An 18,738-nucleotide genomic window follows, 5' to 3' on the forward strand; every position below is an offset into this window, starting at 1 on the left:
GCCATTGTACCATCGCGGGAACAGTCACTGGAGACCACGACGGGGGCCCGCGTGTTGGCTTGGCATTTTGTCGACGAGACCCTGAAGGACGGCCGTCCGGTGCCGGCCGACGGCGAGCGGCTGACCCATGACGGGCCGGTCAGCCTGTGCGAGGGCGGGCTGCATGCGTCGGAACGGGTGCTAGACGCGCTGAAATTCGCGCCGGGCAACACCATCTGCCGGGTCGAGTGCGACGAGGTCGGCGAGCGGCAGTCGGACAAGTTCGTCTGCGGCGCGCGGACCATCGTGTGGCGCCTCGACGGCGATGAGGTGCTGCGCGCCTTCGCCCGCAAGGTGGCGCTCGACGTGGCCGGGTTCTGGGACATGCCCGACGAGGTCCGCCGTTTCCTGGAGACCGGCAACGACAACCTGCGGGTGGCCGCCCGCGGCGCCGCGCGGCAGGCGTCGCGCGAGGCGGTTCTCTCGGACGAGCCGCAGGCGGCGGCGGCCGGCGAGGCGGCGCGCGCGGCGGCGGCCCGGACCCATGCGGCCCGATCCACCGGCCTCGCCGCCGCCTGGGCCGCGTCCAAGGCGACCCGCCGGGCGGAGGCCTGGGACGAGTTCGACCGGCTGCTGGAGGCGATGATCGAGGAAGCGCGTGCGACGGCCCCGACCCAGGTGACCGACGAGGACGAATGGGGCGACTTCGCCGACGAGATCGAGGCGGAGTTCACGTAAGCCACGCGCACCGGGGTATCACGCACCACCCCCGTCATCCTGAATAGCGCGCCAGCGCTATTCAGGATGACGGGAGTTTGGCGACGACCGCCTCAGCCGACCCTCACCCGAAGAACCCGCAGCGGTGCAGCTGCTCGTGGAACTTCCGCAGGGTCTTGGCCTTCTCGCTCGGATCGGGGATGCCGGCGACCAGTTCGTCCTCGAAATTCGGCCGGCGCAGGTGCCCCACGATGATGTTGCGCGCCAGGTTCGACGCCTTGCCCTTCGGCAGCATCTCCGGCTGCACCATGCTGACCAGCATGAAGGCGCGCACATGCAGCGGCTTTTCCGGATTGTCGAGCTTGTCGAGGATCTTGCCCTCGGTAATGTAGGACACCAGCAGCTCGTCCAGCCGGTCGGTCAGCGCCGCCTTGCGCTGCTCCGGCAGGTTGGATTTCTGGATGTGGTGATAGATCGAGGTGACCTTCGCCATCTTCTTGTTCGGCGGCAGCTTGTCGCGGATCAGATGGTTGATGGTCTGGGAATGGACCAGCAGCTTGTCGAGCAGGGTCTCCAGGTCGTTGCGCAGCACGGTCTGGCCGATCTCGCTGTCCATCATCGCCAGCAGATAGCCGGTCGCCCGTCCCGGGTCGCCCAGCGCCGGCAGCATGGTCTCCGCCGCCTCGCGCATGCCCTTGTTGCCGCCCTTGTTGATGATGGTCGACTGGCGCGTGGTCATGGCCTGGGCCATGGAGGGGCCGCCGATGATGTCGATATCGGGGATCAGCTTGTCCAACAGGCCGACGAACACCTCGCGCTCCTCCTCGCGGTCGCCGCGGGTCAGCGGGCTGAGACCCTCGAGCTGGCGGCGCACCCGGTCGACGAGCACCTGCTTGCTCTCCGGCAGCTTGCCGGCGGCGATCAGGCGGATGAAGGTGCTGTTCGAGAAGTCCTGATGCTCCGGCGTCAGCTCGACCGGCTCCTCGTCCTCCTCCTCCTCGACCAGCGGACGCCCTTCGGCGACGCAGAGCAGGGTGACCAGCGCGGTGCCGAGCTCGCGCGGATTGCCGATCATGTCGCGCAGCACGTCCGTATTATAGAGCGTGTCTGACACGAATATGTCGATGGCCTCCATCGCCTGGGGCGTCTGCGCCTTCCAGCCCCATTCCATGAGCTGGCCGAACTTGCCGAGGAAGCTGCGGTTCTCGATCAGTTCCACCGACATGACGTATCGGATCAGGTAGGAGACATGCTCCTTCGGGGCGTTGGCGATGATGCCGTCCAGCACCTCGTTGAACCCGTCCACCCGGATGCGCGGCAGGCGCTGCTCGGCGGCGTTGTTTGCCCGGGCCTGGATCTTGCTGATGAAATCGAACAACACGTCCCGCCGCTGGTTGACGGTCGCGTCCTCCATCTTGCGGACCTGGAAGGTGGAGACCTTGCCGACCGCCGAGAACAGCAGCGTGCCCTCGTCGAGCAGACGCTTCAACTCGCGGGGTGCGTGCATCACCTCAGTGGCGGTGAGGTTGTTCTTGTCGAGGTAATTGCGGAACAGCCGGTTGATGGTCGCCCGGGCCTCGCCGACGAACAGGTCGCTCGGCGCGTGGCAGAGCGGGGCGTCGTCCACGTCCTGAATGAAGACCTTTTCCTCGGTCTTCGGCTTCATCTTTTCAAACAGGATGTCTTCCGGCTTAAGCCGGTCGATCGAGCCCTTGGCTTCCTTGATGACCCGGACACCCAGGATTCCGGCGCGGCTCAGTATCTTAGCCGCCTCCGCCTGAGCCACCTCCTGGTGCTTGGCCGTGGCCTCAATTATCCAACGGCCCTCGCGTAGTGCGAGGATCTCGAAGGTTGTTCCGCCGAACATTTCTATGCTCGCATCTGATGTTTCGGCGGAGCGATTCTTGCTCCCCCAACTCCCGAAGACGGATAGTAAACAAATCTTAGCCTTAAATCATGTCATGAATTGCATATGCCTGCATGAGATGACAGGAATTGCCCGCACCCGGAGAAAATTTTGCATTCAATAGTACCCTCGATCCGTTCGGGGGCGAGGGAGGACGGAGCATGGATCTCAAGCTGGCGGGCAAGGTTGCCCTCGTCACCGGAGCGAGTGCCGGTATCGGTGCCGGTATCGCGCGGGTGTTGGCGGCGGAAGGGGCGACCCTGGCCCTGACCGCCCGGCGGCGGGACCGGCTGGAGGACCTCGCGGCCGAACTCGCCGCTGTCGGCGCCGCATCTGGTGCGCCGGCGCCGACCGTGATCGAGGCCGACCTCATGGCGGATGACGGGCCGGCGGCGGTGCGCGCGGCGGTGCTGAAGGCGCATGGGCGCCTGGACATTCTGATCAACAACGCCGGCTCCTCGCGCACCGTGCCGGTGGACGCGCCGGACAGCGCCTGGGACGAGGCGATGATGCTCAAGTTCACCATGGGCCGGCGCCTGACCACCGCGTTCCTGCCCGAGCTGCGGGCCCATGGCTGGGGACGGATCATCCACGTCACCGGCATTCTGGAGCCGACCACCACCAATGCCGGGCTCGCCGGTTGTGCCGCGACCCATGCCTGGGCCAAGGGCATGTCGCGCGACCTCGCACCGGAGGGCATCACCGTGAACTGCCTGCCGCCGGGGCGGATCGTGAGCGAGCAGATCATGAACCGGCTGCACCCGACCGAGGAAAGCCGCAAGGCCTTCATCGACGCCAACATCCCGGCCGGCCGGTTCGGCGAGCCGGAGGAGTTCGGCAATCTGGTCGCCTTCCTGTGCTCGCCGCTGGCCGACTACATCACCGGCTGCGTCATTCCCGTCGATGGCGGCATGCACCGTTTCATCCAGTGAGGCAATGAGCGCACTCCGCGGCTCCCGCCCGGCTCCGCGCTGCTCTACGCTCCCCGTCGGCCAATAAAAAATCGAATCCCGAGGGAGCGAGGAAACAGAGATGAAAGTCGGATTTATCGGTCTCGGCCTGATGGGCGGACATTTCGCCACCAACCTGATCAAGGCGCAGTTCAAGGTGGTGGTCTGCGACATGCGGCGCGAGGCGGCGGAGAGCCAACTGGCGGCCGGCGCCGAATGGGCCGACACGCCCAAGGCGGTGGCCGAGGCGGCGGATGTGATCCTGACCTCGCTGCCGGGCCCGCCCGAGGTGGAGGCGGTGGCGCTCGATCCGGAGACGGGGATCGCGGCGGGCATGAAGCCAGGCGGCGTGGTCTTCGACCTGTCGACCAATGCGCCGACATCGGTGCGCAAGGTGCACGCCGCCCTGGCGGAGAAGGGGATCAGCTTCCTCGACGCCCCGGTCAGCGGCGGGCCCAAGGGGGCGGCCTCCGGCAAGCTGGCGATCTGGGTCGGCGGCGAGAAGGCGACGTTCGACGCCCACCGCCGGGTGCTCGACGCGCTGGGCGACCAGGTGGCCTATATCGGCGAGGTCGGTGCGGGGTCGACGGCGAAGCTGGTGCATAACAGCGTCGGCTATGCGGTCCAGGTGGCCCTGGTGGAGGCCTTCACCGCCGGGGTGAAGGCCGGCGTCGAGCCGCTGGCCCTGTGGAGCGCGATCCGTCAGGGTGCGCGGGGCCGTCAGCGGACCTTCGACAGTCTGGGCGAGCAGTTCCTGCTGAACACCTACGACCCGCCGTCCTTCGCCTTGAAGCTGGCGCATAAGGACGTGTCCCTGGCCTGTCAGATGGGCCGGGACAACGCGGTGCCGATGCGGCTGATCAATCTGGTGCTGGAGGAGATGACCGAGGCCCGCAACCGCGGCTGGGACGCGTTGGATTCCCGCGCGGTGCTGCAGCTTCAGACCGAGCGGGCCGGCGTGCATATCGAGGAGAGCCGCGAGGGCGTGCAGGCGATTCTCGACGGCAAGCGTTGACGCCGCCGCGGCTATGTCAACCGAAGAACCCGGGAGCCCCAGTCAGGCTCCCGGGCAGAGGGACAGTCTGGCGGCCGTCAGACCCGCTCAGGCTGGGCGACCGCGCCCTGGCGAACCGTATCTTCGCCGTTCAACTGGGCGAGACGCCGTTTGAGGTTCTCCGACCCCTTCACGACGGATATGAGCGCGCCGGTCCGGGTGTCGCTGATGCGCCACGTGTCCGCATCTCCAAACGGTGCGGCCTTGTAGCGGTCATGTAACTGGGCCATGGCGTCCTCCTTCTTTTGGTTGGTGGTCGCTGTTGCCAGTCCCTTTCACCTGGGCATGATCGGCCGGTCATCAACCCCGGACCGCCTGCCTGTCCGGCAGAATGCGAGCAGCCGTCCGTCGATGACCGCAAGGCCGAGGGCGATCATCGCCATGCCGCCGATCTGCCGCGCCTCAACGGTCTCGCCCAGCACCACCGCCCCCAGGGCGATGGCGCTGACCGGGATGAGCAGGGTGACCAGGGCGACATTGGTCGCCCCGGCGCTGGCGAGCACACGGAAGTACAGGATATAGGCTAGGGCCGTGCTGATCAGGGCGATGCCCAGTACCGCGCCCAGCGCCGCCGGGCTCGGGGTCGGCAGCAGCCACGGCGCGTCGACGATCAGGGCCAGGGGCAGGACCAGCAGCGTGCTTGCCGAAAGCTGGCCGGTGGCCGTCACCAGCGGCGCCTGGCCGGCGAAGCGCCGACCGAAGACGCTGGCCGCTCCGTAGGAGATCGTCGCCCCGACCACGGCGATCTGGGCGATCAGCGGCGCGTCCAACCCGTCCAGCGCGGCAGGACCGACGGTGACGGCCAGTCCGGCGAAACCCAGGATCACGCCGACCGTCTTGCGCAGCGCCAGCCGCTCCACGCCCGACGCTCGAGCGATCAACGCCGACCAGAACGGGGTCATGCCGTTGATCACGGCGGCGAGACCGGCGCCGATCTCGAGCTGGCCGAAGAAGATCAGACCGAACGGCACCAGATTGTTCAGCAGACCCATCACCGCGTAGTCGCGCCAGCGCCCGGCCTCCGGCGCGAAGCGGATGCCGATGACGCGCAAAACAAGATGCAGCGCGATGGAGGCGACCCCGACACGGGCGAGGACCAGGGTGAGCGGCGGCACCTCCGCCACGGCGACCCGGCCGAACAGGAACGAGCAGCCCCAGAGCAGGGACAGGGCGATCAGCAGCAGCCAGTCGAGGCTGGTCATGCGGGTATCGGCGGGGGGCATACGGGGTCTCCGAAGGTCAGGCGGAGCGCACCCTAGGTCGGCACCGGCCGCAAGGCTTCCCGGTTCTTGCCGTCAGGATCGGGCGCCGGCGCGGCCAGCGGCCGCACGCACACACAGGGACGCCGACATTGAAGCGCCGGCGGTAGAGGCATACCGTCGCTGTCTCGCCAGTTCAGGAGGCACCCATGCGCATCGGCGTTCCGAAAGAAATCAAGAATCACGAATACCGGGTGGGCCTCGTGCCTTCCAGCGTCCGCGAACTCGTCGCCCATGGTCACGAGGTGGTCGTCGAGACCCATGCCGGTTACGGCATCGGCCTGGACGACGACCGTTACGAGGCGGCCGGCGCCACCATCCTGTCGACGCCGGAGGAGGTGTTCGCCACCGCCGACATGATCGTGAAGGTCAAGGAACCCCAGCCGGTGGAGATCGCCCGGCTGCGCCCGGGTCAGATCCTGTTCACTTATCTTCACCTTGCCCCGGATCTGGAGCAGACCAAGGGGCTGATCGACAGCGGTTGCATCGCCATCGCCTACGAGACGGTGACCGATGCCCATGGCCGCCTGCCGCTGCTGGCGCCGATGAGCGAGGTGGCAGGCCGGATGTCGATCCAGGCCGGCGCCCATTGCCTGGAGAAGGCGCAGGGCGGCAACGGCATGCTGCTCGGCGGGGTGCCGGGCGTGGCGGCCGCCAACGTGGTCATCCTCGGCGGCGGCGTGGTCGGCACCAACGCGGCGCGCATGGCCATGGGGCTTGAGGCCAAGGTCACGATCTTCGACATGTCGCTGCATCGGCTCTACGAACTCGACATGCAGTTCGGCGCCACCCTGAACACCATCTTTTCGACCCGCGACGCGGTGGAAGAGTATGTGATGCAGGCCGATCTGGTGATCGGCGCGGTGCTGGTGCCGGGTGCGGCCGCGCCGAAGCTGATCTCCCGCGACATGGTCTCGCGGATGAAGCGCGGCTCGGTCCTCGTCGATGTGGCGATCGACCAGGGCGGCTGTTTCGAGACCTCGAAGCCGACCACCCATGCGGAGCCGACCTATATCGTCGACGAGGTGGTGCATTACTGCGTCGCCAACATGCCCGGCGGCGTGGCGCGCACCTCCACCTTCGCGCTGAACAACGCGACCCTGCCGTTCACCCTGTCGCTTGCCGACAAGGGCTGGCGCCAGGCGCTGTACGACAACGCGTATCTGAAGGAGGGGCTGAACGTCCACGAGGGCCGCGTGACCTACAAGGCGGTCGCCGACGCCCACGGCCTGCCGTTCACCCCGGCCGAAGAGGCACTGCGGCTGTAGCAGCTCCCGGGCTTGATCCGGCGGCGTGTCGAAGGGCCGCGATCTGTTAGACCCCGATCCAATCCCGCAGCTTCGCCCATGTCATCCCGGCCACCAGGGCCGGCGTCTTCAGCGGGCCGCCGGGGAAGGGCAGGTGACGGATCTTCTCGAACAGCTTAAGACGGCTGTCGTCGCCGGTGATCGCCTCGGCGATGATCTTGCCGGCGAGGCCAGTGAGCACCACGCCTTGTCCGGAAAAGCCCTGGGCATGGAATACGTCTGGAGCCGTCCGCCCGATATCGGGGACCCGGTTGAGGGTGATGCCGATCAACCCGCCCCACAGATGGTCGATCCGCACATCGGACAGGTCGGGAAACACGCGGCCGATCTTGCCCCGCATCCAGCGCTCCAACCCCGGTGGGGTGATCGCGGAATAGCTAGCCCCGGCGCCGAACAGCAGACGGCGATCGTCGGTCAGGCGGAAGTAGTCGAGCGCCACGTTGCAGTCGGCCACCGCCACGTCCTGCGGGAAGAGCTTGGCCGCCAGATCCTCGCTCAGCGGCTCGGTCACGGCGATGAAGGAGGCGACCGGCATGATCTTGGAGCGCAGCTTGGGCTGCAGCGGCCCGAGATAGGCATTCCCGCAATAGACGACATGCTTGGCGGTGACGGCACCGCCGGCCGTGCGGACCACCGTTCCTTCGACATCGCGCACGAGGCTGTGCTCGAACAGCGTGGCCCCGGCCGTCTCCGCCGCGCGGGCGAGGCCGTACAGGTAGCGCAGCGGATGGATCTGCCCGCTCTCCGGGTCGACCATCGCACCCGTGTAGCGGTCGCTACCGATCCATTCCCGAACGTCGGAGCCCTGGATGATCTTCGGACCGGTATAACCCCAGGCGTGCCACGCCTCGCAGACCCCGCGCATCTCCTCCAACTGCCGCTCGTTAAGGGTGGCGTGCAGGTAGCCGAAGCGCAGATCCGCGTCGGGCGCGTGGCGAGCGACCCGGTCCTTCATGTCGTCGACCGCTTCGCGCGCCATGTTGAAGAAGGTGCGGGCCCCGTCCTTGCCGACCTGGCGCTCGACCACCGAGACATCGGCGCTGAGGCTCTGGAGCACCTGTCCGCCGTTGCGGCCCGACGCGCCATAGCCGATGGTCTCGGCCTCCAGCAGCATCGTATCGAGGCCGCGCTCGGTGCAGTGCAGGGCTGTGGAGACACCGGCGAGACCGCCGCCGATGACGCAGACATCGCAGGTCCTGTCACCGATCAGACGCGGCCGTTCCGGGGCTGTGGCGGTCGCGTGATACCAGGTGAGGGGCTCGGTCATCGCCACATAGCCAGCATCACACGGTCTTCAGGTACCAGGCCCATTCCAGCGGCGTGACCTCGGATTCGAAATCCCGGCGCTCACTCTCCTTCACCGCGTGGAAGACCCGCTGGAAGCCCTCGCCCAGCCACTCGGCGATGAAGTCGCTCTTCTCGAACAGTTCGAGCGATTCCGCCCAGGTCTTGGGCACCGACGGCTCCTGGGATTCGTAGGCGTTGCCATCGACCGGCGGCGGCGCTTCGGCCTCGGTCTCTATGCCGTGCAGGATGGCGGCCAGGATGGCGGCGCCGGCGAGGTAGGGGTTGGCGTCGGCCCCGGCCACCCGATGCTCGATCCGCACCCCGTCGGGCGAGGAGGCGGGCACCCGGAAGGCGCAGGTCCGGTTGTTGTAGCCCCAGCAGGCCGACAGCGGCACATAGGCGTTCGGCCGGATCCGGCGGTAGGCGTTGGCGGTCGGCGCGAACAGGGCCATGCAGTCGTTCATCGTCTGGCACAGCCCGCCGACCGCGTGCCGCAGCAGGGGAGAGCCGTGTTCCGGATCGTCCTCGCTGGCGAAGATGTTGTTGCCGTCCTTGTCCAGCACGCTGACATGCATGTGCAGGCCGTTGCCGGTCTCGTCGCCGAACGGCTTGGCCATGAAGGTCGCGTTCATGCCGTGGGCGCGGGCCACACCCTTGACCACCCGCTTCAGCATCACGGCGTGGTCGGCCGCCTGCACCGGGTCGTCCACATGGGTCAGGTTGATCTCGAACTGGCCCGGCGCGTATTCGGCCGAGGCCGCCATCGCCGGAATGCCCTGGAGCTGGCAGGCATTGGCCACGTCGTCCAGCACCGCCTCGAAATCGTCGAGTTCGTCCAGCCCGTAGACCTGGGTGGTGGACTGGCGCGAGCCGGTCACCGGGCTGATCGCCGGGCTCGGCGGCAGGTGCGCCTCGCGGGTCTTGTCGATCAGGTAGAATTCCAGCTCCAGAGCCACGACCGGCCGCCAGCCCTTGTCGGCATAACGCTGGGCGACCCGCTGCAGCACGACGCGCGGATCGGCGTAGAACGGCGTGCCGTCCGGCTCCGCCATGGTGAGCATGACCTGGGCCGAGGGGCGCGCGGTCCAGGGGACCTGAACCAGCGACCCCGCCACCGGCCAGCACGGATAGTCGGCGTCGCCGAGCTCCCAGACCAGGCCGCTGGAATCCACGCTGTCGCCGGTAACGTCGGTGCCGAAAACCGAAGCAGGGAAGGCCGCGCCCTCTTTGAACGTGCCCTCGAGCTGATCGCGGCCGATGCGCTTGCCGCGCACAACCCCGGACAGGTCGGGCAGCAGGACGTCGATTGTGGCCACTTCGGGATGGGCCTCGAGGAATTCGGTCGCGATCTTGGGCGAAGGCACGGAGGTCGGTCGGGAAGAGGACATGATTATTAGACACTCAAAAGGTTTACCGCTCATACCATGGCGCGAAGGTCCTGTGGAATGCGATCTTGCGCCATCCGCTCCGCCCGGCCGACACTGCCGCTGACCAACCGATGCGGGAGGACCCCATGACGCTCAGCTTCGCCGTCGGCGACCTTCGGGTCGACCGGATCCTCGAACAGGAACTGCCGGGCTTCGATCCCTTCACCTTCCTGCCGACCCTGACGCCCGAGATCCTGGAGGCCAACCGGTCGTGGCTTGAGCCGGTGAGCCTGGATCCGGCCACCGGTCTGTTCATCTTCCCGATGCAGTCCTACGTGATCCGCACCGGCAAGCACACTATTCTGGTCGATACCTGCGTCGGCAATCACAAGGACCGGCCGACCCGGCCGAACTGGCACCAGAAGACCGACACGACGTATGTCGACGCGTTGGCCAAAGCCGGGCTGAGCGTGGAGGATATCGACTACGTCATGTGCACCCACCTGCACCCCGATCACGTAGGCTGGAACACCCGGCTTCTCGACGGCCGCTGGGTTCCGACCTTCCCGAACGCGAAGTACGTGTTCTCGGCCAAGGAGCTGGCGCACTGGACCGCGCGCAACGCCGAGACCCCGCTGCCGCATATCGTCGACAGCGTCCTGCCGGTGGTGGAAGCCGGGCGCGTGGTCGAGGTGACCAGCGACCATGCCTTCGACGACTTTCTGCACCTGGAGCCGACGCCCGGGCATTCGCCGGACCATTTCGCGGTCCATCTGACCTCCAACGGGGCCGACGCGCTGCTGATCGGCGACATGATCCATTCGCCGCTGCAATGCCGTCATCCCGATCTCGTGGCGGCTCCGGACTTCGACCGCGAGCAGGCCAAGGCCACGCGGGTGGCCACCATGGACAAGTATTGCGAGACCGACACGCTGATCTGTTCCGCGCATTTCCGCTCGCCCTCGATCGGCCATTTCGTGCGCCACGGCGACGCCTTCGACTTCTCATTTCGGGGCGCCTGAAAACCCGCTCTCCCGACGGCCGTTTGTGAGGAAACTCGCATTTCCACGGTGGGGAGGGAGCTACCATCATGGCGCTAGCGGAGTGCGGGGGAGGGCGCGCCATGAGGGTTTTCAGAAGTCTTGGCCGGTCTGACGGTCCCATGGGTCTGCCCCGTTGCGGAGGGAGCCGGATATGACCTCCGCAGCCGTTGACGGCACCGTTCCGGCCGGACGCCCGCGCCATCTGGTCGGCGCCAGCCTGATTTCTGCCGCGGGGTCGCTGCCCACCCACCTGCTGCCGGTGACCATCACCGCGGTGGTCGCCGGTACCTCGGCCTCGCCGGAGACGGCGGGTCTGATCGCCTCGGCCATGCTGATCGGCCAGTTGGCGTCCTCCATCGGCCTTCCGCTGCTGAAGGTAACCGCCATATCGCGTCTGTGGGCCGGCGCGATCTCCCTGGCCCTGCTGGCGGGGCTCGTCCTGTCGGGCTCGGACGGGTTCTTCGCGCTTCTCGGCGGCTGGTTCGCCGTCGGCCTGTGCTGCGGCACGCTGCTGTTTCTGGGAACCGTTTCCGCCGCCCATTTCGCCACACCGTCGCTCGCCTTTACCCTGCGGCTCGGCGTGGTCCTGGTCCTCGCCGGCGCCAGTACCGGGCTGATCCAGATCAGCGGCGCGGCCGGATCCTACGACACCTATCTCGTCTGGTTCGGCATCTCCATCGCCGCCGTCCTGGCCGTCGGCAACCTCCTCTACGCCCCGATTCCGCCGGTCGAGCACACAACCGACGCCGCCGCCGCCGGCGGCTTCACCGCGAAGATGGCGGCCGGGCTGGTCGCCGCCTATGTGCTGTTCGTCGGCCAGACCGGACTGGTCGCCTATGTCCTGTTCTCGGCGGTCGAGCGGGGGATGGATCTGTCCTCGGCCGCCTGGGCCTTCGCGGCCTGCAAGGTCGGCTCCGGTCTCTGGCTGGTCTCCGCCTCGCGGATCGCCCGGCCGGGCTCCTCGGTGTTCCGGATGTCGGTGCTCGGCGTGCTGGTCGCGGTCGGCGGCTTCGGCATGTCGAAGGCGGCGGAGATCCAGTACCTGTTCGGCTTCCTGATCCTGTTCCAGATCGCGTTCAACTCCCTGTCGGCGCAGATGCAGGGCAGCATCGCCGCGACCGGGGCGAAGGTCACCGGCCGCTGGATCGCCGGCACGCTGCTGCTCGGTGCCGCCTCCGGCCCGCCGCTGCATGGCTGGGCGATCGGGGCAGGGCTGGAGGCCGAATTCGTGATCTTCGCGGTGGCGACGGCGCTGCTGCCGGTGGTCTGGCGCGTGCTCTGCCGCATCGACCGGCCCGGCAAAGGGTAGACGGGCCGGCGTTGCCGCCGGTCGGACAGTGTTGTATTCACTGGGAAGTCCAATCCGCGAGGCTCCCCATGACAGTCGATCTCGAAGCCTGGATCCGCGAGCGTCGGATCACGGAGGTGGAGTGTCTCGTCTCCGACCTCTCCGGCATCGCCCGCGGCAAGATCCTGCCGGCCCAGAAGTTCCTGCGCGCCACCCGGGATCAGGGTCTGCGCCTGCCGGAATCGATCTTCGGCCAGACGGTGACCGGCGAGTATATCGACGAGATCGACCTCGACCCGCGGGCCAGCGACGTGTTCCTGCGCCCGGTCGCCGAGACCATCCGCATGGTGCCCTGGTACGCGGAGCCGACCGCCCAGGTGATCCATGACGCGTTCTACTTCGACGGCACCCCGGTGGATATCGCCGCCCGCCACGTCCTGCGCCGGGTACTGGACCTGTATGCCGAGAAGGGCTGGACGCCGATCGTCGCGCCGGAGCTGGAATTCTTCCTGGTCAAGGTGAACGAGGATCCCGACTACCCGCTGGAGCCGCCGGTCGGCCGCTCTGGGCGGCCGGAGACCGCGCGCCAGGCCTACGGCATCGACGCGGTGAACGAGTTCGACCCGCTGTTCGAGGATATCTACGACTATTGCGAGGCGCAGGAGATCGACGTCGATACGCTGATCCATGAGAGCGGCGCGGCGCAGATGGAGATCAACTTCAACCACGGCGAGGCGATGTCGCTCGCCGACCAGACCTTCCTGTTCAAGCGCACGGTGCGCCAGGCGGCCCTGGACCATAAGATCTACGCGACCTTCATGGCCAAGCCGATGCAGTACGAGCCCGGCAGCTCCATGCACATGCACATCTCGGTGGTGGACAGCGAGACGGGCGAGAACCTGTTCGCCGGCAAGGACGGGAAGAACTCGGACTTCTTCCTGAACTTCATCGGCGGCCTGCAGAAATACGTGCCGCCCTCGATGGCGCTGTTCGCGCCGTATGTGAACTCGTATCGCCGTCTGGTGCCGGATTCCGACGCGCCGGTGAACGTGCATTGGGGGGTCGACAACCGCACCACCGGGTTCCGGGTGCCCGTATCGCGGCCGGAAAGCCGGCGGGTGGAGAACCGGGTGCCGGGGGCCGACGCCAATCCGTATCTGGCCTTCGCCGCGTCGCTCGCCTGCGGCTATCTGGGCCTGGTGGAGCAGTTGGACCCGTCCAAGCCTGTGGAGGGCAGCGCCTATAATCTGGCGGCCAACCTGCCGCGGCATCTCGAGGACGCGCTGTTGCGCCTGAACCGCTCGAAGCCCCTGCGCGACATCCTCGGCCAGCGCTTCATCAACGTGCTGACCCAGGTCAAGGAGCAGGAATCGAAGGCTTATCTCCAGGTCATCAGCGCCTGGGAGCGGCAATATCTGCTGCTGAACGTGTAGGCAGAAAAAGAAAAGGGCACGACCGGTTCATTCTAAACCGATCGTGCCCCAGGAATATCTTCCGGATCAGGCGGCGTCGCGGATCTGCTCGGCTTCGATCTCGGCGACCATGCGGGCGGTTTCCGCCGCAACCTCGCGGACCATGGCGAGCGCCTCGCCGTACATCTGAGTCCGGCCGGAATCCAGAGCCGCGGCCCGCAGGGCCTCGATCGCCCGCGCGTTGGTCGTGTCCATCTGCTCCTGCCCGTCCTCATACGTCATCGCTGATCCCCTGCGCCCCACGTCATGCCCGGAACGCACCATGACGGGGGAACGTGAACAAACCGTTAAGCGCCTCATTTTCTTTTCAGAATGCTGCCGTTTTCCGCCGCGCGCCGGTATAGTCGTGGGATCGTTCTCCATGCCGGACCGCACAAGATGAGCACCGCCGCCCCTGCTATTGACACCGATCGCATCCGCAGCCTCGACGCCGCCCACCACTGGCACCCGTTCACCGACACCAAGGCGCTGAACGCCGAGGGGACCCGGGTGATCGTGAAGGCCGAAGGCAGCCTGCTCTGGGACTCCAAGGGCAACGAGATCCTGGACGGGATGGCCGGCCTGTGGTGCGTGAATGTCGGCTACGGCCGCAAGGAGTTGGCCGAGGCGGCGTCGCGGCAAATGATGGCGCTGCCGTATTACAACACCTTCTTCAAGACCACGAACGTGCCGGCGACCGAGCTGGCGGCCAAGCTGGCGGAGCTGACGCCCGACGGGCTGAACTATGCCTTCTTCGCCAATTCCGGCTCCGAGGCGAACGACACGATCGTGCGCATGGTCCGGCATTTCTGGCAGCTCCGCGGCAAGCCGAACAAGAAGACCCTCATCAGCCGGGAATTCGCCTATCACGGCTCGACCATGATCGCGACCAGCCTGGGCGGCATGACCGCGATGCATGCCCAGGTCGACATGCCGCTTCCCGGGTTCTCCCACATCCGCCCGCCCTATTTCGTGCGCGACGGCGGCAACATGACCGAGGAGGAGTTCGGCATCGCCGCCGCCCAGGCGCTGGAGGACCGCATCCAGGAGCTGGGGGCCGACACCATCGCCGCGTTCATCGCCGAGCCGATCCAGGGGGCGGGCGGCGTGATCATCCCGCCGGCGAGCTATTTCCCGGAAATCCAGCGGATCTGCCGCAACCACGACATCCTGTTCATCGTCGACGAGGTCATCACCGGCTTCGGGCGCACCGGCAACTGGTTCGCCAGCCAGACCTTCGACCTGCAGCCCGACATGATGACCCTGGCCAAGGGCCTGTCCTCCGGCTACGCGCCGATCTCGGCCGTCATGGTCGGCGAGCGGGTGGCCAAGACCCTGATCGAGGAGGGCGGCGAGTTCTATCACGGCTTCACCTATTCGGGGCACCCGGTGGCCTGTGCGGTAGCGCTGGAGAACCTGCGGATCATCGAGGCGGAGGGCCTTGTCGAGCGCGCCCGCAGCGACACCGGACCGTATCTTCAGGACGGTTTGCGGTCGCTGGCCGATCATCCGCTGGTCGGCGAGGTGCGCGGCGTCGGCATGATCGGCGCCCTGGAACTGGTGAAGGACAAGGACGGGCCGGTCTTCTTCGACCCGATCGGCCGGGTCGGCACCATCTGCCGCGATCACTGTTTCGCCAACAATCTGGTGATGCGGGCGGTGCGCGACGCCATGGTCTGTTCGCCGCCGCTGGTGATCACCCGACCCGAGATCGACCGGCTGGTGTCGACGCTGAAGCTCTGTCTGGACAGAACGTACGCCGATATCTGATTTCCGGCGCCGGTATCTGAATTCTAGCGACGAAAAGTTGAATAGAATGCAGTTAAAACTGGCTTGATTAACGTTTCCTTAACCATCATCCTAAGGGTGGGAGAGGGAGTACGTTAATCATGATCCAATCTACATTTGCGTCGTTGACCCCGGTCGGGGCGGCGACACCGCAAAGGGCCGAGGGGCTTCCCTTCGGCGCGCGCGGATCGATTGCGCTCGGCAGTGGGTTGCGCTCCGGCGTTGCGCTGGTCGATGTCGCCGGTCGGGCGACGGAGGAGCTTCACGAGGTCCGCAAGGCCCTGTCCGAGGCCCGGCGGGAAGAGATTCGCACCGAGGCTAGACGCCAGTTCGCCGACGAGGTCCGTGCCCGCTCCGAGCCGGAGCCCGAGCAAGCGGTGGGCGGCACGTCCGATGGCGGGGCGGTCGAGGACGAGGCGTCGCAGGCAATCGTTGCGGCACAGATCGCGGCGGTCACCGGCGATACCACCGGGCGCGGATCCTTCGTCAACCTGGCGGTGTGAGGTCGGGCGCGGTCGGCCGGTGACTCTCGCGGGTCATTCCGGCAGGTCGAGCTTGTTCTTCTGGGCATTCTCCAGGAACTTGAGGATTCGCGCGCGCTTTGCGTCGAGCTGGTGCTCCTGGATCGGCAGTTCGCTGATCCAAATCCGGATCCGATCTATCACCTTGTTGAGGCCTTCGTCCTTGAGGACGTAATCGTCCGCACCGGCGCGGAAGCTGGCGATCAGGCTCTCCGGCTTGCGGCCGCTGGTGGCGACGATGATCGGTGTGGTCCTGCTCACGTCTCTTCGCACCTGGGTTATGAACCGGTTGCCGCCTTCCTCATGAAACACGCCCGGATGGGTGAAGATCCCGAGATCGACCACGCAGAGGTCGATCCGGGATCGCTGCATGATCGTGAAGGCATCCGACACATCGGTGAAGTTCATCACGGCTCCCAGAACGCCGTCGACCGCCGCGCGGAACAGCATCGTCTGGATCAAGTCGTCTTCCAGAAGCAGGATCTGTCGTTCGATAGGCATGCGGATCAGACTGACTCCGGACCCTTTGACTGGAGTTCGGCGAGCTTCGCCAAGGACGGTTCGATGACCGTCGCGACCTCCCTGGCATTCTCCTCTACGAAGGGCGTCCCCGCGCGGATGGTTTCCTGGTACCGCCGGCTCAAACCGCTGAGGCGGAGCAGGCCGATATTGCCGGCGATCGAGACCAGCTTGTGCAGCGCCTGGCGTTTTTCCTCCTGGTCGGCGGACGGCTCGCCCACCTTCGCACCCAGAACGGTGATTTCTGACGCCGCCTGCTGCAGCACCATCGCCAGGGTTTCCCCGGGGATCAACTTCGTCAGGGAGTCAAAGCGTTCCTGGCTGAAGATCGGCTCGCCGCTCGGGCGGTTGTCCGCCGCCGGCGTTGCATCCTGTGCCGCCTGGACCTGCAGGACACCCACTCGGGCGAGGGCATCGTAGAGCGCCTCCTTATCGACCGGCTTGGCCAGATAGCCGTTCATGCCGGCATCCAGGCAGGCGCTCATATCGTCCCGCGACACATAGGCGGTCAGCGCGATGATCGGAATCGAGCGTGCGGGCTCGGGGGTGTCCGGAGCGCGCAGGCGCCGCGTCGCCTCGAGGCCGTCCATCACCGGCATCTCGATATCCATGAGCACGGCGTCGAAGCCGCCGGCGCGGACGGCCGCCATTGCGTCGGCCCCGTTGGCCGCCGTGGCCGTCTCGCAGCCGATCGTCTCCAGAAGCGCGCAGGCGACGTCGCTGTTGATCTCGATATCGTCGACAACAAGGATCCGCGGCGCTGTCTTTCTGAGCGTGTAGTCCTTCGGCGTCCCGACCGGGAGGGCGGGGCTCTCCGCGGGGCCGTGGGTCGTGGTCGGGATCTCCAGCGTCACGGTGGTGCCGGCACCCGGCGCGGATGTGATGTGCACCGTCCCGCCCATGACCTCCACGCCCGCATGGACGATCGCCATGCCCAAGCCATTGCCCGATATGGACGTGGTGCCGATCCGCTCGAAAGGCTCGAAGATCACGGCGAGGCGATCCTCGTCCATGCCGGTGCCGGTATCGGTCACCGTGAGCCGCAGCACCTCGCCCTGGGCGGCGGCGTCGATCACGGCCGCGACCGTCACATGTCCCTGCTCGGTGAACTTCACCGAGTTCGACAGGATATTGACCAGACATCGCTGCAGGCGCGGTCCGTCGACCGTGACGATCAAATTGGCAATGCCGTCGCCGGCAACCTTCAGATCGATACCCTTCAGCGCGGCCTCGGTCCGGAACTCGCCCATGGCGTCGTCGATGAGCTTGGGCAGAGAGCATGGCGCGACGACCGCTTCCTCCTTTACGCCCTGGATCTGGGAAGCGTGGAGAATGTCGTCGATCATGCGCAGCAGGGTCTTGGCGGCCACACTGAGCCGGTCCACCTGTTCGGCTCGGCTCTGGACGGATGCGTCGCTGCGCAGGAGCTGGGCGAAGCCGAGAATGGCATTCAGCGGGGTGCGCACTTCATGGCTCATCATCGCGATGAAGCGGTTGCGCACTTGCAGGGCTTCCTGCGCGGCGGTCTCGCTCTCCTTCAGCGACGCGACGATCTCGCGACGGCGGTTTTCGACGGAGATCAGCAGGCCGAAGATGGCGACGCCCGCGGCATTCGCGAAGAGCAGGACCGGACCGAACGTGGTCATGATCGTCAGCGCCAGATCCAGGCTGGGGAGCAGCAGCATGGTCGGCAGACAGACCAGCGTGCTCACCACCGCGTAGGCCAGCAGCGCCAGCATTGGACGGTCGAACCGCCGGCGCTGCATCACATACCAGGCGATCGTGCTGCACAGGGCATAGACCACCATGGCGATGACCCCCGTGGGGGCGCCGACACCGCCGATCCAGGCGCGCAGCGCCATGGGCGGGATCGCCGCGATCAAAGCGGTCACGGGGCCGCCCAGAATGCCGGAAAGAAGGATGGGGCTGGCGCGCGCGTCGAAGATCATGCCCGGCGCGAATTCGATCGGGAACAGCATCACAAGGGCCGAGGCGGCGCCAAGGGCGATCCCGAGGATCAGCGAGCGGGTGAGGGGATTGATGCCGTCGCTCAGTCCCCGTGTGGCGGAGTAGACCAGGGCCGCAAGGGCCAGCAGCCCGATATTGGTAATCAGCGGCTGAAGAAGTTCCATGTAGACGACCCTGGCTCATCCCCAATTCGGCGCTCACTATTCAGACGATTGGTAAAAAGGAAACCGAAAATCGAGATTTTCCGCTGGTACGCAATCTCCAGCTTCGGCGTTCAGCGCCATTGACACTCCCCGGCAGGCGCCGTTGAATCTGATCTAATGTTGTGCACCGC

17 protein-coding genes are annotated in these 18,738 nt (G+C 66.6%); 9 read left to right on the plus strand and 8 right to left on the minus strand.

From position 1 onward, the window contains the following. Positions 1–51: 51 nt before the first annotated feature. The gene (locus tag BLS34_RS08955; RefSeq protein ID WP_139189186.1) at positions 52–717 is read left to right on the plus strand and encodes a DUF7666 domain-containing protein; all 666 of its coding nucleotides are present in this window, start codon (positions 52–54) and stop codon (positions 715–717) included. Positions 718–820: 103 nt separating this feature from the next. On the opposite strand, the gene BLS34_RS08960 is transcribed toward BLS34_RS08955, so the two are convergent. After that, positions 821–2,563: a hypothetical protein gene (locus BLS34_RS08960; RefSeq protein ID WP_093149727.1), complete on the minus strand. Its 1,743-nt coding sequence runs from the start codon at positions 2,561–2,563 to the stop codon at positions 821–823. A gap of 200 nt (positions 2,564–2,763) precedes the next feature. Here BLS34_RS08960 and BLS34_RS08965 point away from each other — a divergent pair, with 200 nt between their 5' ends. Together BLS34_RS08965 and BLS34_RS08970 are read left to right on the plus strand one after the other, a co-directional pair. Beyond that, positions 2,764–3,534 carry an SDR family oxidoreductase gene (locus tag BLS34_RS08965; protein WP_028792832.1) on the plus strand — a complete coding sequence of 257 codons (771 nt, stop codon included), beginning with the start codon at positions 2,764–2,766 and terminating at the stop codon, positions 3,532–3,534. Positions 3,535–3,604: 70 nt separating this feature from the next. Beyond that, positions 3,605–4,567: an NAD(P)-dependent oxidoreductase gene (locus BLS34_RS08970; protein ID WP_281241206.1), complete on the plus strand. Its 963-nt coding sequence runs from the start codon at positions 3,605–3,607 to the stop codon at positions 4,565–4,567. A 77-nt stretch (positions 4,568–4,644) separates the two neighbouring features. On the opposite strand, the gene BLS34_RS08975 is transcribed toward BLS34_RS08970, so the two are convergent. Together BLS34_RS08975 and BLS34_RS08980 are read right to left on the minus strand one after the other, a co-directional pair. Next, positions 4,645–4,836, minus strand: a complete 192-nt coding sequence (locus BLS34_RS08975) for a hypothetical protein (RefSeq protein WP_028792830.1) — start codon at positions 4,834–4,836, stop codon at positions 4,645–4,647. 45 nt (positions 4,837–4,881) lie between these two features. Further along, complete coding sequence (locus BLS34_RS08980; protein ID WP_093149732.1) at positions 4,882–5,829, minus strand: DMT family transporter; 948 nt, start codon at positions 5,827–5,829, stop codon at positions 4,882–4,884. Between the two features lie 185 nt (positions 5,830–6,014). Between BLS34_RS08980 and ald the strand changes: the two genes are divergently transcribed. Further along, complete coding sequence (gene ald / locus BLS34_RS08985) at positions 6,015–7,133, plus strand: alanine dehydrogenase (RefSeq protein ID WP_028792828.1); 1,119 nt, start codon at positions 6,015–6,017, stop codon at positions 7,131–7,133. Between the two features lie 46 nt (positions 7,134–7,179). Here the strand turns inward: ald and BLS34_RS08990 are convergent, their stop codons facing one another. Then, positions 7,180–8,439 carry an NAD(P)/FAD-dependent oxidoreductase gene (locus BLS34_RS08990; RefSeq protein WP_093149735.1) on the minus strand — a complete coding sequence of 420 codons (1,260 nt, stop codon included), beginning with the start codon at positions 8,437–8,439 and terminating at the stop codon, positions 7,180–7,182. A 16-nt stretch (positions 8,440–8,455) separates the two neighbouring features. Continuing rightward, complete coding sequence (locus tag BLS34_RS08995; protein WP_245701948.1) at positions 8,456–9,823, minus strand: glutamine synthetase family protein; 1,368 nt, start codon at positions 9,821–9,823, stop codon at positions 8,456–8,458. Positions 9,824–9,972: 149 nt separating this feature from the next. On the opposite strand from BLS34_RS08995, the gene BLS34_RS09000 reads away from it, so the two are divergent. The 3 genes from BLS34_RS09000 (at position 9,973) to BLS34_RS09010 (ending at position 13,590) form a co-directional block, all read left to right on the plus strand. Continuing rightward, on the plus strand, positions 9,973–10,848 hold the full coding sequence (locus BLS34_RS09000; RefSeq protein WP_093149739.1) for an MBL fold metallo-hydrolase: 876 nt from the start codon (positions 9,973–9,975) through the stop codon (positions 10,846–10,848). A gap of 172 nt (positions 10,849–11,020) precedes the next feature. After that, positions 11,021–12,178, plus strand: coding sequence for a hypothetical protein (locus BLS34_RS25840; RefSeq protein WP_175474167.1), 1,158 nt, complete (start codon positions 11,021–11,023; stop codon positions 12,176–12,178). Between the two features lie 68 nt (positions 12,179–12,246). Next, positions 12,247–13,590 (plus strand): glutamine synthetase family protein, encoded by a 1,344-nt coding sequence (locus BLS34_RS09010; RefSeq protein ID WP_028792823.1) that lies wholly within the window; start codon positions 12,247–12,249, stop codon positions 13,588–13,590. Between the two features lie 66 nt (positions 13,591–13,656). Here BLS34_RS09010 and BLS34_RS09015 read toward each other — a convergent pair whose 3' ends face one another. Continuing rightward, entirely contained in the window at positions 13,657–13,851 is a 195-nt protein-coding gene (locus tag BLS34_RS09015; protein ID WP_028792822.1) for a hypothetical protein, read from the minus strand. A 156-nt stretch (positions 13,852–14,007) separates the two neighbouring features. Here BLS34_RS09015 and BLS34_RS09020 point away from each other — a divergent pair, with 156 nt between their 5' ends. Together BLS34_RS09020 and BLS34_RS09025 are read left to right on the plus strand one after the other, a co-directional pair. Then, entirely contained in the window at positions 14,008–15,378 is a 1,371-nt protein-coding gene (locus BLS34_RS09020; protein ID WP_051243620.1) for an aspartate aminotransferase family protein, read from the plus strand. A gap of 119 nt (positions 15,379–15,497) precedes the next feature. Beyond that, a complete protein-coding gene (locus BLS34_RS09025; RefSeq protein WP_093149742.1) occupies positions 15,498–15,899 on the plus strand; it encodes a hypothetical protein in 402 nt (133 codons plus the stop codon). A 33-nt stretch (positions 15,900–15,932) separates the two neighbouring features. On the opposite strand, the gene BLS34_RS09030 is transcribed toward BLS34_RS09025, so the two are convergent. After that, the gene (locus BLS34_RS09030; protein ID WP_028792819.1) at positions 15,933–16,418 is read right to left on the minus strand and encodes a response regulator; all 486 of its coding nucleotides are present in this window, start codon (positions 16,416–16,418) and stop codon (positions 15,933–15,935) included. 5 nt (positions 16,419–16,423) lie between these two features. After that, a complete protein-coding gene (locus BLS34_RS09035; RefSeq protein ID WP_093149744.1) occupies positions 16,424–18,568 on the minus strand; it encodes a response regulator in 2,145 nt (714 codons plus the stop codon). Between the last annotated feature and the right edge of the window lie 170 nt (positions 18,569–18,738).

Origin of the sequence: Thalassobaculum litoreum DSM 18839 (assembly GCF_900102465.1) — a bacterium.
GTDB lineage: Bacteria > Pseudomonadota > Alphaproteobacteria > Thalassobaculales > Thalassobaculaceae > Thalassobaculum > Thalassobaculum litoreum.